This window comes from Sphingomonas sp. S-NIH.Pt15_0812, assembly GCF_003951315.1.
Lineage (GTDB): Bacteria > Pseudomonadota > Alphaproteobacteria > Sphingomonadales > Sphingomonadaceae > Sphingomonas.
This window is the reverse complement of sequence record NZ_QLJH01000009.1, coordinates 95980-110128: the sequence shown is the minus strand read 5'-3', so window position 1 is coordinate 110128 and position 14149 is coordinate 95980. Positions and strand designations below refer to the sequence as shown.

Here is a 14149-nt window from a genome sequence, read left to right as displayed (position 1 = left end):
ATGGCGAGCGCCCCCGCCAAACAGGCGACGATCTACCGGATGGTGATGCCCGAACACACCTGTCCCTTCGGGCTGAAGGCGAAGGACCTGTTGCGCCGAGAGGGCTACGAGGTCGACGACCATTGGCTCCGCACGCGGGAGGAGACCGACGCCTTCAAAGCGAAGCACGGGGTCAAGACGACCCCGCAGACCTTCATCGCCGGCGAGCGGGTGGGCGGCTATGACGATCTGCGTCGCTTCTTCGGCAAGACCGTGCGCGATCCCAAGGCCGTTACCTATCGGCCGGTGATCGCCGTGTTTGCGATGACGGCCTTGATGGCGCTTGCCGCCAGCTATGCGGTGCTCGGCACGCCCTTCACGGTTCGCGCCGGCGAATGGTTCATCGCCTTTTCGATGTGCGTGCTCGCCATGCTCAAGCTCCAGAACGTGGAGAGTTTTTCGAGCATGTTTCTGAACTATGATCTGCTCGCCAAGCGCTGGGTGCCCTATTCCTACATCTACCCGTTCGCGGAAGGCGGGGCGGGCGTGCTGATGGCCGCTGGCGCGCTCACCTGGCTCTCGGTGCCCGTCGCGCTCGTCATCGGCACGATCGGCGCGGTGTCGGTGTTCAAGGCCGTCTATATCGACAAGCGCGAACTGAAATGCGCTTGCGTCGGCGGAGACAGCAACGTGCCGCTCGGCTTCATCTCGCTCACCGAGAACCTGATGATGGTCGCGATGGCGCTATGGATGATCGCCGCCCCATCCGCGCTGTCGATGGCGCACTGACGCGAGGAGCCGCCCGCACCGTCAATGCGGGCTGATCGCCGTGACCTCGGCCGCCATGCCCTTCGCCCTGGCGGTGAACGCGACCCGCTGTCCCGACCGTAATCCCTTGAGCAGGGCCGGGGGAGCGGCCTTGAAGGTCATGGTCATGGCGGGCCAGCCGATGCTTGGGATGGGGCCATGCTTGATGGTCACGGTTCCACCTTTCGCATCGATGGCGGTGATCGCGCCCATGCCGTTTCCGGTCTTCACCGCAGCCGCGGACGGCTTGCCGGCTTGCGCGAAGGCACCCGTCGCGATCGGCACGAGCAGCAGGATCGACGCGGCGCCCATGGAGTGTGTGAGCTTCATGATGTTTTCCTTTCGGGGTGGGTGAGGGTTCGCCGTCGCAAGAGCATGTAGGCGGCGGGCAGGATGAACATGGACAGGAGTGGTGCGGTCAGCATTCCGCCGATCATCGGCGCGGCGATGCGGCTCATCACCTCCGACCCCGCACCATGCCCGATCAGCACGGGGAACAGCCCGGCGACGATCACCGCGACGGTCATCGCCTTGGGCCGCACCCGCAACAGCGCGCCTTCCCGGATCGCCTCCGACACCTCATCCGCCGACGGCAATGGCCCTCGGTCGGCCAGCGCGTATTTGAGGTAGATCAGCATAACGACGCCGAACTCCGCCGATACACCGGCGAGCGCGATGAATCCGACGCCGGTCGCGACCGACTGCGCATAACCGAGCAGCCAAAGTGTCCAGATCCCGCCGGTCAGCGCGAAGGGCAGCGTGCCCATGATAAGCGCCGCCTCGTCGAGCCGTCCGAAGGTGAGGTAGAGCAGGAGGAAGATGATGGCGAGCGTCGCCGGCACGACGAGCATCAGCCGCGCCTCGGCGCGTTGCAGATACTCGAACTGCCCGGAATAGGCGATCGACACGCCGGGGCTGAGCCGAACATCCTTGGCGACGGCACGGCGCAGGTCCGCGACCGTGGAGGCCAGATCGCGCCCACGTACATCGACATAGACCCAGGTCGAGGGCCGCCCGTTCTCGGTCTTGAGCATCGGCGGGCCTTCCGCGATCGACACCGATGCGACGGTGCCGAGCGTGATCTGCTGGCCCGATGCGGTCACGATCGGGAGGGTCCGCAATCCCTCCAGGCTGTCGCGCAGCTCGCGCGGGTAGCGTACGCTGATCGGGTAGCGGGCGAGGCCCTCGACCGTCTGGCCGATCGTCTCGCCCCCGATCGCGCCCGACACGATCTCCTGCACATCGGCGATGTTGAGGCCGTAGCGCCCTGCGGTCGCCCGATCGATGTCGACATCGACATAGCGGCCCCCCGTCAGCCGCTCGGCCAATGCCGAACTGACACCCGGCACGGTTCGGGCGACGCGCTCGATGCTGGCGGCGATCCGGTCCATCTCGGCGAGATTGGACCCCGCCACCTTCACCCCGATCGGGCTCTTGATGCCGGTCGCGAGCATGTCGATGCGGTTGCGGATCGGGGGAACCCAGACGTTGGTGAGGCCCGGCACGCGCACCGTGCGATCCAGCTCCTCCACCAGCTTCGCCGGCGTCATTCGGACGCGCCACTGGTCGCGCGGTTTGAACTGGATGGTGGTCTCGAACATCTCGAGCGGGGCGGGGTCGGTCGCGGTCTCCGCGCGCCCGGCCTTGCCGAACACGGTCGCGACCTCGGGCACGGTCTTAATCAGCCGATCGGTACGCTGGAGCAGCGCCGATGCGCTCGCGGCCGAAAGCCCGGGCAGCGCGGACGGCATGTAGAGCAGGTCGCCCTCGTCCATCGTCGGGATGAACTCGCCGCCAAGCCGCGTCAGCGGCCATGCCGTCGTCGCCAGTACCAGGGCGGCGATGCCGATCGCCGCCCACGGTCGCGCCAGCACGCGGTCGAGCGCGGGACGGTAAGCGCGGGTGAGCGCGCGGTTGAGGAGATTGTCGTTCTCGGCCGGTATGCGTCCCCGGATCAGCCATCCCATCAGGACCGGCACGAGCGTCACCGACAGGATCGCCGCTGCCGCCATCGCATAGCTCTTGGTGAAGGCGAGCGGGGCGAACAACCGTCCCTCCTGCGCTTCGAGCGTGAAGACCGGCACGAACGACAGGGTGATGATGACGAGGCTGAAGAACAGCGCCGGTCCGACCTCGGCCGCGGCCTCGGTGATGACGCGCCAGCGATCCTCGCCCGCCAAGGCCGCGCCCGGATGATCGTGTTCCCATCGCTCGATCCGCTTGTGCGCGTTCTCGATCATCACGATCGCGGCATCGACCATCGCGCCGATCGCGATGGCGATGCCGCCTAGAGACATGATGTTGGCATTCACCCCCTGCACGCGCATGACGAGCAGGGCCGCCAGTACGCCCAAGGGCAGGGTGATGATCGCGACCAGCGCCGATCGGACGTGCCACAGGAACAGCCCGCAGATGATCGCGACGACGACGAACTCCTCGATCAGCTTGCCAGACAGATTCTCGACCGCGCGATCGATCAACTGCGAGCGGTCATAAGTGGTGACGATCTCGACGCCGGGGGGAAGGCTCCCCTTCAATTCCGCTAGCTTGGCCTTGACCGCCTCGATCGTCTGGCGCGCGTTCTTGCCCTGGCGCAGGATGACGACGCCGCCCGCGACCTCGCCCTCGCCGTTCAACTCGGCGATGCCGCGCCGCATTTCGGGGCCGATCTGGATCGAGGCGACGTCGCCCAAGGTGACGGGTACGCCGGCACCGGCGACTTTGAGCGGGATCGCGCGGAAGTCATCGACGGTGCGCAGATAGCCCGACGCGCGGACCATATATTCGGCTCCACCCAATTCGAGAACGGAGCCGCCGGCCTCCTGATTGGCGCGACGAATCGCATCGACGGCCTGAGCGTGCGTGACGCCGAACGCTGCGAGGCGCGTCGGGTCGAGCAGCACCTGATACTCCTTCACCATGCCGCCGATGCTCGCCACCTCGGCGACGCCGGGCAGTGTCTTCAGCTCGTAGCGCAGGAACCAGTCCTGCAAGGATCGGAGCTGCGACAGGTCGTGGCGTCCGGTGCGATCGACCAGCGCATATTCATAGACCCAGCCGACCCCCGTCGCATCGGGACCGAGCGCGGCCTGCGCGCCCTGGGGGAGACGTCCCTGCACCTGGCTCAAATATTCGAGCACGCGCGAGCGCGCCCAATAGAGGTCGGTCCCATCCTCGAAAAGGACGTAGACATAGCTGTCGCCGAAGAACGAATAGCCGCGCACGGTCTTCGCGCCGGGCACGGACAGCATCGTCGTGGTGAGCGGATACGTCACCTGGTTCTCGACGATCTGAGGGGCCTGGCCCGGCCAGCTTGTGCGGATGATAACCTGTGTGTCGGACAGGTCGGGGAGCGCATCGACGGGGGTCGCGCGCATTGCGAACACCCCGGCGATGGCGAGCGCGACGGCCGCCAGCACGACGAGGAAGCGGTTCGCGACCGACCAGCGGATGATGGTTGCGATCATCGACCGGCCTCGCGCGTCATGCGGCGCAGCGTCGGCCCGTCCGCGGGTTGGTCGAAGCCGAAGCGGACCCGGTCGCCCTTGCGATAGCCGCGCACCAGCGCGGGTTCTGCGACGCGGAAGGTCATCGTCATCGCAGGCCAACCGATCGCCGGAACGGGCTGGTGGGACAGGGTGACGCCGCTGCGGTCGATCGCCTCGATGCTGCCGACCGTCTCGTAGATCGGCGCGGCCGGTTTCGGCGCCGGCTTTGCCGTGGGCGGCGCTGCGCCCCCAATCGGCCGCGCGTCGAGGCCGGCAAGGCTGGCTTCGGAGTCGATCAGGAACTGGCCCGACGCGACGACCTTTTCGCCTTCGGACAGTCCGGCCACGACCTCGGTCTTGCCGCCGCCTTCCGCACCGATGCGGACCTCGGCCGGTCTGAACCGCCCGCCTGGCCCTGCCAGCATGACGAGCGTGCGCCGGCCGGTTCTGATGACGGCCTCGCTGGGAACGAGCAGCGCGTCGCGGCTCCCCTGATCGAGCGCCACGCTGGCAAACATGCCGGGGCGCAACCGGCCGCCCCTGTTGGGCAGCTCGACGCGGATCGTCAGCGTGCGGCTCGCGGCGTCGGCCTGCGGCAGAATCGCGGCGATCCGGCCCCGGAAACTCTCGCCCGGAAAAGCCGCCAGCGTGGCGGTGACGAACGTGCCGATACGGAGCTTGCCGGCGATGGCCTCGGGGACGGCCGCATTCAACCAGACGGTGCCGAGCCCGTTCACCTCCGCCAGTGTCTGCCCTTGCGCGACTGTCATGCCCTGCCGGACGCCGAGCGTCTTGATGACGCCCCCCACAGGCGTCCGGATCGTCGTCACGCCCTGCGGTCGGCCGCTTCGCTCGGCCGACGCGATCGACCCGGCCGGCATTCCCAGAAGCGACAGGCGTTGCCGTGCTGCTCGTGCAAGCGCGGCATCCCCGGTCCGGCGCACGGCGAGATATTCCTCCTGCGCGCCCGCCCATTCGGGCACGAGGATGTCGGCGAGGGGCGCGCCTGCCGACACGACGTCACCTGGCGCGCGCGCATAGACGCGCTGGACGAAACCGCCGCTGCGCGCCTGCACGATCGCGATGTTACGCTCGTTAAAGTCGATGCTGCCGGTAGCGGACGCCGCATTGGACAACGATCCGCGCTGAGCGGCCACGATCCGCGCTCCGAGCCGCTGTATGCTGGCCGGATCGATCGCCACCCCCGGTTCGGCGCTGCCGCCGCCACCCTCGTCGGCATAGCGCGGGATCAGCTTCATCCCCATCGACGACAGCCCTGGGCCGTCGTGGCGTTCCGCGGGGATCATCGGATCATACCAATAGAGGATCTTCTTCTGCGGGATCGGCGATGCTGCCGGGTCGGCCGCGGGCGACGTGCCGAACTTGGCGATGCCGAAGCCCACGCTGCCCGCGACCAGCGCCAGCGCAGCCGCTGCGGTGACAAGGCGGGTGCGGGCGATAGTGGTGCCGCTCATCGATCGACGCTCCCGAAGGTGATGGTGAGGCGGACCCCGTCCGCAGCGACCAGCGCTTCCCGCTCGAGCACCGCCAGCTCGGCATCGGCGAGCGCGGTCTTGGCCTCTATCGCGTCCGTGAGGCTCGCCCGGCCGGCGGAATAGCTGGCCGTCTCCAGCTCGGCGCGTTTCCTTGCGAGCGGGAGCAGCACGTCCCGGGCGCGTTCCCATTGATTATGGTGCATCTGATGATCCGCCAGCGCCGCCTCCAAGTCGGCCGCCAAGGCGCGCCGGGTTTCCTCGCGCTGGGCTTCTGCTTGCACTCGAGCCGATTGCCGCGCCGCGATGCGTGGGTCCTGACGCGATCGTGCGAACAGGGGTAGAGTCATCGATACTCCCGCCGACACCATGTCGCCGTACCGGGGATCGCGGCGCTGATACGCCACTTCAACACCCCAATCCGGTCGCTTCTCCGCGCGCGCGGCGTCCACGTCCGCCTCTGCACGCCGAATGCCGGCGTCCGCAGAGATCATATCGGAATGCTGGCTGAGCGCGTCGCGCAGCCGGGCCGGAGAAAGGTCGATCGCGGGCATAACGCCGGCGGTCCCCGGCGCCGACACACCGGTCCAGCGGGCCAGCATCGCGCGAGCACGCGCAACCGCCGCCACCAGCTCGTCACGGCGGTCTTCCAATCCCGCGATGCCCTGATCGGTCGTAACTGTCTGACCGGGCCGCACCGTACCGGCGGTTACGGCAGCGCGCGCAGCCGAAGGCAGCGCGCGGAGGGCGTGCAGGACGGTGTCGAGTGCGGTAAGCCGACGTTCGGCATAGGCAAGATCGATCCAGGCTTGCCCCGCTCCCAACCGCACTTCCCGAAGTTTGGTCGCCTGCGCGGCCTCCGCCGTCGCGATCACCGCGCGCGCCTGGGCCTGCGCGGCATGGCGTTTTGCAAGGTTGGGGACGTCCTGCTGGAAGCCGACCCGCCCCATCGTCATGTCGTCCCTTGAAAGCGAGAAGGCGGGGGGCCCCGAGACGGGATAATTGTCGATGCCTACCGCCACGCGTGGGTCCGGCAGGCTCCCCGCCGCGCGGGCGTCGGCCTGGGCGGCGGTCACACCCGCACGTCCGGCAGCCGCCCCCGGGGCATTGGCGACCGCATCGCGCAGCGCCTGGTCATAGGTTAGTGTCTGCGCGTGCGCAGCGCTTGTCATAAGCGCGGCGACCGCGAGCATCATGGATGCGCGCATGGCAAAGTCCGTTCTGAATGGGATGTCACGGCGAAGTGCCCGCGACCTCGCAGAGCGAGGAGGGCAGGCGCGACCGGTATCGATTCAGCTCAGACGGTAGGGGGTTCGGGCTCCGGCGCTACATCCCGCCCTGACAAGGGCCGGGCGCCGGCCTGATAGGCTGCAAGCGGAACCGCGACTTGTGGGGTAGTCAGCGCAAGCCGGTCCTCAATCGTTACCGGAATGACGCACCCCATCTGAGCGATGCACGCGAGCGTAAGCCCTTTGCAGGGCGCATCGTGAGTCGCTTTCGGCATGTCCCTCATGTCGGGGCAGTCCATACCCGACGGCATGGCGTGGCTCGCTTCCATCACGGGAACGAGCGCAGGACCGCCAGCATAGGCGGCCTGCTGGCCGAGAAAGCCGAGCAGCGCTCCCAAGAGGAGAAAGAAGGAAAGCCGACCTTTCACGAGGCGAATATGGTCGGGCGTGGGCGTGTAGGTGTCAACGACTATCCGCCGTGATGCGCAAAGACACGCCGACCGGCAGCACCGAACGCGATCACGTCATAGGGCTGGGCCTTCATGCCCGGCATCTCCATGCCGGGTGATCCCATCGGCATTCCAGCCACGGCCAGACCCCGCACCCCTTTGGGATGCTGGGCAAGCGCCCGCTTCATATCGGCGATCGGGACATGGCCCTCGAAGGCCATACCGTCGATGATGGCGGTATGGCAGGAAGCGAGGTCGGCGGGCACGCCCAACTTGCGCTGAAGCACGTTACGACGCGCATCATCGATGATTTGGACGCTGTGGCCGAATTGCCGGCGCACCTGCGCCGCCCATTTCTCGCAACACCCGCATCCCGGATCGCGGTGCATGGCGATGCCGTTCGCCGCCATGGCGGTTGCCGGCAGCATCATCGCAACGGCGATGAGCGCGCTACGGATCGGACCCTTCATCGCTGAACTCCTGTGCTGGTGCCCCGCCCTAACAGGGCGGGGTCATACCCGTTACTGCGGGCTCTTGCCCATTTTACGAAGGACCGCGTTGAGGGTCGCGATCTCGCGGGTCTGGCTCGCGATCGCCTTCTGCGCTTCGCGACGAACATCCGCATTCTGGGTGCTGCGCAATGCCGCCTGCGACATTTCTACCGCGCCACGGTGATGCTCGATCATTTTGCGCAACCAAGTTTCGCCGGCATCGGCGCCTTTTGCTGCCATCATCTTCTCGTGCATCTTCATCTCGGCCGGGCCGTAGGGGTTAGCCGCGGTCGGCTGCATCATCCTGGAATGATCCATGCCCTGCATCTGGCTGTGATCCATGCCAGCCATGCCGCTCTGCTGCGCGGCGAGCGGGGTGGCGGCGAGCGCCGCGGCAAGGATGCCAATCGTCGTAATGGTCTTCATGGTCGTGCTCCCTAGGAATCCCCCACCTAGAAGGAGCTACGCGGCGACCTCGCTTACCCCTTGAGCTTTTCTGCGCCGGCGACGGGGCCAGCGCATGTAGAGAAGCACGACGCCCGCAACGGCGAGCAACAGCCCTCCGGCCGCGAAGGCCATCATCCAGGGCGTGTTGAAGTCCTCATGGTTCTTCCAGTCCATGATGTGGAGGCCCCAGAAGAAGTCGTAGAGCCGCCACGTGCCTGTCCGGACAGCGACGATCCTGCCGCTGTCGGGCGAGACGAACACGCGGGTCGTCTCCTCGTCGTCAAACTCGACGCGCCACACCGGCAGCTTGCCGCGATACTCGGTGCTCGCCGTCCCGATCAGAACGCCTGTCACGGCAGGCGCGCCCGGGCCACGGTAGGCGGCACGCGCAACCCGGATCGCGGCAGGAGCGTCGAGACGCGGAAGGGGGCGCCCGGTCCGTGCATCGTGCAGTCGAACAGTGCCGTCGGTCATCGTCAGCTCGGCGATCGGCTGTCCGAGGAGGCTCGCATAGCGCAGCTCGCGCACCGGCGCAGACGCCCTGCGCAGCACGGTTGCCGGAGACGCGAGTTGCAGCGTCGGCGCCAACGGCGCCGCGCTATCGCGGGTGACAAGATGCTCGCCGCGTACCCGCTCGATCGGCAAGACACTCATCAGCAAGCCGCTGGAGAACCAGAGCAGGAGCTGCACGCCGATAATCAGCGACAGCCAGCGGTGAAGCTTGCTGGCGCCGATATGGAGGCGGAGCTTACGGCTCCTCAGAACCAGGTCCTCACGCCGGCGACGAAGCTGAAGCCGCCCGTGTCGTCTCCCCGCGCTCGCGTGAAGCGCGCGGTGTCGCCGAACTGCCGCTCCCACGATATGCCGATGTAAGGCGCGAGTTCGCGCCGGCCCTCGTAACGAAGCCGCAGCCCGGCCTCGAGATCCGTTAGTCCCGAGCCGATTCCGTCGCGCCGCACGTCCTGCGCTGCGAAGTTGGCCTCCACTCTGGGCTGGAGCACGAAATAGTTGGTGATGCGCTGGTCGTACCACGCTTCGGCACGGCCCAAGACGTCGCCCTTGTCGGAGAGGAACAGGGCGCCCTCGACATCGAACCAGTAGGGGGCCAGCCCTTCGACCCCGATCGTCGCATAGGTGCGCGAGGGATTGGGTTTGAAATCGTAGCGGACGCCGGCCTGGAGGTTCCAATAGGGATCGAGAGCACGGCTGTAGAGCGCCTGCACCTCGGCAGCTTCGAGCGGTTTGCCGAACGTGCCTTCGCCTTCGCTCTTGAGCGTGAGGCGGTTGATGTCTCCGCCGATCCACGCTTCGCCGTCCCAGCGATAGCCATCGCCGCCCTTGCGAGCTTGGTACTCCGCGAGATTGAAGAGCACTTGGTAGTAGGTCATCCCACCATGCTCGCGGCGCAGATCATCTTCGCGGGAGTTGGCCATGGCGCCAGCCCCCCAGAAACGATCGGCGAGATGGTCTCCGGACGGCGCGGGCGCTGGCTTGTTGCCGGGAGGAAGGTCGGTCCCGACCTTGGCAGCCTGATTACCGTCCTTTGCCATCCCGGGCATGGCAGTCATGTCATGCCCCGCGTGCGGGTCCTGCCCGGCGCTTGGCGATGAACTCATGCCAGGCATCGCCGACATATCGTGGCCGGCGTGCGGGTCTTGGGCGGGCGCGGGCTGCTGCTGACCGCTCATATCCATCCCCTGCATGCCACTCATATCGTGGCCGGCGTGGGGATCGGCCGCTGGAGCGGGTGCGGCCTGCGCACGAGCCGGAGCCGCACGCCTCACAGGCGCCTTCCGCTTGGGCGCGGGCTTCGCCGCGGCTTTCTTCGCAGGCTTGGGAGTTGCCTTAGCGGCCGGCTTCGCCGGCATGGTCATACCCGGCATGTTGTGCATGGAATGGTCCATGCTCTGCCCGAACATAGGGCTGGCGAGCGCTGCCGAAGCGAGGCCGACGAGAAGAAGCGACCGGTTCATGCTGCAGCCTCCCCGGCCTTGCGGACCTGGACGACGCGCATCATGCCCGCGTGCATGTGATAGAGCATGTGGCAGTGGAACGCCCAATCGCCTTCCTCACCTGTCACGTCCCAGCTCACGGTGCCGCCCGGCTGGACGAGCACGGTATGCTTCCGCGGCGCATAGGCACCTTTTCCCGTTACCAGGTCGAAGAAGTGGCCGTGGATATGGATGGGATGGCCCATCATCGTGTCGTTGATGAGGGTGACGCGCACCCGCTCGCCGTGAAGCAGCGTGATCGGATCGGGGTTCTCCGACAGCTTCTCGCCATCGAAGCCCCACATATAGCGCTCCATGTTGCCGGTGAGATGAAGCTTGATCTCCCGTTCCGGGGCCCGCGTGTCGGGGTTGCGCTCGAGCGCCACCAGATCGCGATAGGTGAGGACGCGGTGTCCGACATTCTCGAGCCCCTGCCCGGGGTCGCCGGTACGGTCGACCGGCATCGACGAGATCGTCTGCACCCCCGGCCCCTTCTTGACCTCGGGTGCTTTGGAGAAGTCGCGCATGTTCATGGCGCCCATATCCATGCCGGGCATCGCCTGATCGCCGCTCATCCCTGCCATCGCGCCGTTCGCCTGACCCATACCGGGCATGGCGCCGGCTTGCGGAGCTGACCCGTGGTTCATTCCGACCATGCTGCCGGCAGCAGCCGCGGTCGTGCCGTGGCTCATCTGCGAATGGTCCATGCCGGGCATGGCGCCGGCATCCGTGCCAGGCCCCATCGCGCTATGGTCCATGCCCGCCATGGAAGCGCCGGCACCGGCGCCCATGGCACCGTGGTCCATCGAACCGTGATCCATGCCGCCCATGCCCATGTCCTTCATGGTGGCGAGCGGACGCTTGCGCAGTGGCGGCACTTCGGCAGCCATGCCTTCGCGCGGCGCTAGCGTGGCGCGCGCCTGGCCCGAGCGATCGACGCTCTCGCCGACGAGCGTGTAGGCGCGCATGTCGGGGGGCGTGACGATCGCGTCATAAGTTTCGGCCGGGCCGAACTGGAACTCGTCGATCTCGACTGGACGCACGTTCAATCCATCGGCGGCGACGATGGTCATCGGCAGGCCAGGGATGCGGACGTTGAAAGTGGTCATCGACGACGCGTTGATGAAGCGTAGCCGCACCCGCTCGCCGGGACGGAACAGCGCCGTCCAGTTGTCCCGCGGACCGTAGCCGTTGACGAGATAGGTATAGGTCGAGGCGGTGACATCGGCGACGTCGGCGGGGTCCATCCGCATCTTGCCCCACATCAACCGCTCCTTGAGCGGCTGATCCTTGCCCGCGAGGAGGCCGGAAAGGGTCTGACGCTGGCGGTTGAAGTACCCCGACTCCTTTTTCAGCCGGTCGAAGAGATAGTGCGGATGCTGGAAGCTGTGGTCGGACAGCACGATTACATGCTCCCGGTCGAACTGCACCGGGTCCGGGGTCTTGGGATCGATCAGGATCGGACCGTAATGTCCTTCCTGTTCCTGCAACCCAGAATGGCTGTGATACCAGTAGGTGCCGCTCTGGATGATCGGGAACTCGTAGGTGAAGGTCGAGCGCGAGGGAATGCCCGGGAAGGCGATGCCGGGTACGCCATCCATCTGGAAAGGCAGCAACAGCCCGTGCCAATGGATCGACGTCTCCTCGTCCAGCTCGTTAACGACATGGAGGCGCACGTTCTGCCCTTCGCGCAACCGGATGAGCGGGGCAGGGACAGTGCCGTTGATGCCGATGGCGTGGCTTTGCCGCCCGTCAATCGTCATCATCTGATGCGCGACCTTGAGCGTGATGTCCTCGCCCGAAACAGTCGGCAGCGGCTTGGCGATGCCGGCGGATACGGGCTGCGCCCACGCCGGCATATAGGCCGACAAGGCAAGCCCGCCCCCGGCCAGACTGGCACCGCGCAGCAATTGGCGGCGGTCAACAACGCACGACATTCAAGCTCCTCGGAACGTGGCCGCGAACGGCTCTTCGCCTGTTCTACGCGGCCCGTCCGCGCATCCCTTACCGAGGCCCGAGTTTTTCGAGCAACCGCGCTCGCGCCCGGTAGAGCCGGGTTTCGACCGCCTTCTGGCTGATGCCCAGCACCTCGGCGGTCTCGGCCTGGCTCAGGCCCTCGATCGTCCGCAAAACCAGCGGCTCCTTCAGATTCGCAGGAAGCGAGGCGATCGCGCGCGACACGCGGCCTAACTCCTGCCGGTCGGCCGCGGCGACATCGACGGCAGCGCCATCGTCGGCGATCGCTTCCACCTGGTCGTCGTTCGGTAGGGCGAAGGACAGAAAACGACGGACGGCCCGCTTCCTCGCCCAATCCCGGCATTTGTTGACGGCGATCGTCGTAAGCCACGCCTGCATCGACCGGTTGGGATCATAGCGCGCCAGCGCCTGATGCGCGGCCACGAAGGCTTCCTGCGTCAGGTCGAGCGCTTCGTCTGCATCGCCGATGAAAGCCCGCGTCAGCCGAAAGATAGGCTGCCGATAGCGCCGCACGATCTCGGCAAAGGCGGCCTGCCGGCCCGCGATGCTAAGCGTCGCCAGCTCGCCATCCGACAGCGTGGTCCAGTCGAGGCTCACCCCTGGCCGTCGGTGAGCGCCTTCACCACCGCAGAATCGAATTGGGAGGTCTGGTCGGCCCGCAGAAGCTGACGCATGGCGAAGATGTGGGCGAGCGTCGCCTTCTGCAGCTCGCCCATCGCGGCGTGGCTCTGGTCGACCGCGGCCGCGACCCGAGGACCGTTGCCGTGTTCGGCCTCGATCGCCTCGGCAAGGCGGGCATTGGCGGCACGCATCTCCAGCTCGAGTGCGCGGCGCTGCACCGCGAACCGGTCCTCCAGCACCTTCAAGCGTGCTTGCTGATCGGCATCGAGCGCGAGCTTGTGATGCAGAACCTCGTGCAGGGCGGCGCCGGGCTGCTTGGGCTGCGGCAACAGCGTCCGGCCGATGAACACCCCTCCGATCGCCGCCAGAAAGGCGAGCACGACACACAGGACGATGCGCCTGGTAGAGGTCATGGCTCGCCGACCAGCAGTGCCGAAGGGGCAAGCGGCGAGGCGCCGCCAAGCGGTGCAAGCGAAACCGCAGGGCTGGCGGACGCCGGCAACTCGGCGCCGATCATCCCGATCGCCAGTGCCGCGATCGTCACGGCCCCGATACCGATGCCTGCGCCGCGGACCGCGGGGCGGCTGCCGATGCGCGCGAGCACCTGGTTCTCGATCCCGTCCAGCGTGTCCGGAACGGGTGCCCCCGCCAGTCGCGCCAATGCTCTGTCCAGTTCGTCCATGCTTTCCACTCCGCCCCTCTATCATCGGTTACGCACGGCTGCCCATCGTCCCTCATGCGGATCGGTGAGGGGTGCAGGCATGGGCCGCGTAAGAGGGGACACGAACCTGATCGGAGTAGCCCATGCGTCGCCTTGTCGTTCCTGCCGCCATCGCTCTTCTCGGCCTCGCCGGTACCGCACAGGCGCATCCCAAGCTCCTGTCGGCATCGCCTGCGCCCAACGCGACCGTCGCCAAGCCCGCAAGCGTCGCTCTGCAATTCAGCGAAAAGCTGATGCCGAAATTCTCGGGCGCGGACCTGATGATGACGGGACACGCCGGGACCACGCACCCGCCGATGAAGGTCGCAGTCGCGACCGCCGTCGGGGCGGACGGCCGCACGCTCGTCCTGACGCCCAAGTCGCCGCTCGGCGCGGGCCGCTACAGCGTCGCGTGGCACGTCGTCTCGACCGACACGCACCGGGTAGCCGGCAACTTCGCCTTTGCGGTGAAGTAAG

15 protein-coding genes are annotated in these 14149 nt (G+C 67.0%); 2 read left to right on the top strand and 13 right to left on the bottom strand.

Annotated elements, in window-relative coordinates:
- Positions 1–768: a glutaredoxin family protein gene (locus tag BRX43_RS08240; RefSeq protein WP_125994369.1), complete on the top strand. Its 768-nt coding sequence runs from the start codon at positions 1–3 to the stop codon at positions 766–768.
- Between the two features lie 21 nt (positions 769–789).
- On the opposite strand, the gene BRX43_RS08235 is transcribed toward BRX43_RS08240, so the two are convergent.
- The 13 genes from BRX43_RS08235 to BRX43_RS08175 form a co-directional block, all read right to left on the bottom strand.
- Positions 790–1098, bottom strand: a complete 309-nt coding sequence (locus tag BRX43_RS08235) for a copper-binding protein (RefSeq protein ID WP_241214851.1) — start codon at positions 1096–1098, stop codon at positions 790–792.
- A gap of 14 nt (positions 1099–1112) precedes the next feature.
- A complete protein-coding gene (locus BRX43_RS08230) occupies positions 1113–4253 on the bottom strand; it encodes an efflux RND transporter permease subunit (RefSeq protein WP_125994367.1) in 3141 nt (1046 codons plus the stop codon).
- Positions 4250–5749 carry an efflux RND transporter periplasmic adaptor subunit gene (locus BRX43_RS08225; protein ID WP_125994366.1) on the bottom strand — a complete coding sequence of 500 codons (1500 nt, stop codon included), beginning with the start codon at positions 5747–5749 and terminating at the stop codon, positions 4250–4252. The genes BRX43_RS08230 and BRX43_RS08225 overlap by 4 nt, the downstream gene beginning before the upstream one ends.
- A complete protein-coding gene (locus BRX43_RS08220) occupies positions 5746–6975 on the bottom strand; it encodes a TolC family protein (protein ID WP_125994365.1) in 1230 nt (409 codons plus the stop codon). Before BRX43_RS08220 ends, BRX43_RS08225 begins: the two co-directional genes overlap by 4 nt.
- Before the next feature lie 89 nt (positions 6976–7064).
- Positions 7065–7424, bottom strand: coding sequence for a hypothetical protein (locus tag BRX43_RS08215; RefSeq protein ID WP_125994364.1), 360 nt, complete (start codon positions 7422–7424; stop codon positions 7065–7067).
- Positions 7425–7465: 41 nt separating this feature from the next.
- Positions 7466–7915, bottom strand: a complete 450-nt coding sequence (locus tag BRX43_RS08210) for a DUF411 domain-containing protein (RefSeq protein ID WP_241214850.1) — start codon at positions 7913–7915, stop codon at positions 7466–7468.
- A 51-nt stretch (positions 7916–7966) separates the two neighbouring features.
- Positions 7967–8362 carry a DUF305 domain-containing protein gene (locus BRX43_RS08205; protein WP_096342193.1) on the bottom strand — a complete coding sequence of 132 codons (396 nt, stop codon included), beginning with the start codon at positions 8360–8362 and terminating at the stop codon, positions 7967–7969.
- 36 nt (positions 8363–8398) lie between these two features.
- Positions 8399–9118 (bottom strand): PepSY domain-containing protein, encoded by a 720-nt coding sequence (locus BRX43_RS08200; RefSeq protein ID WP_277600160.1) that lies wholly within the window; start codon positions 9116–9118, stop codon positions 8399–8401.
- A 23-nt stretch (positions 9119–9141) separates the two neighbouring features.
- Complete coding sequence (locus tag BRX43_RS08195) at positions 9142–10356, bottom strand: copper resistance protein B (RefSeq protein ID WP_125994363.1); 1215 nt, start codon at positions 10354–10356, stop codon at positions 9142–9144.
- The gene (locus BRX43_RS08190; RefSeq protein WP_125994362.1) at positions 10353–12311 is read right to left on the bottom strand and encodes a copper resistance system multicopper oxidase; all 1959 of its coding nucleotides are present in this window, start codon (positions 12309–12311) and stop codon (positions 10353–10355) included. Before BRX43_RS08190 ends, BRX43_RS08195 begins: the two co-directional genes overlap by 4 nt.
- Positions 12312–12378: 67 nt before the next feature.
- Entirely contained in the window at positions 12379–12948 is a 570-nt protein-coding gene (locus BRX43_RS08185) for an RNA polymerase sigma factor (RefSeq protein ID WP_125994361.1), read from the bottom strand.
- A complete protein-coding gene (locus BRX43_RS08180; RefSeq protein WP_125994360.1) occupies positions 12945–13385 on the bottom strand; it encodes a periplasmic heavy metal sensor in 441 nt (146 codons plus the stop codon). The genes BRX43_RS08185 and BRX43_RS08180 overlap by 4 nt, the downstream gene beginning before the upstream one ends.
- Complete coding sequence (locus BRX43_RS08175) at positions 13382–13654, bottom strand: hypothetical protein (protein ID WP_125994359.1); 273 nt, start codon at positions 13652–13654, stop codon at positions 13382–13384. The genes BRX43_RS08180 and BRX43_RS08175 overlap by 4 nt, the downstream gene beginning before the upstream one ends.
- Positions 13655–13776: 122 nt before the next feature.
- Between BRX43_RS08175 and copC the strand changes: the two genes are divergently transcribed.
- Complete coding sequence (gene copC / locus BRX43_RS08170; protein WP_096342188.1) at positions 13777–14148, top strand: copper homeostasis periplasmic binding protein CopC; 372 nt, start codon at positions 13777–13779, stop codon at positions 14146–14148.
- Position 14149: the final 1 nt, after the last annotated feature.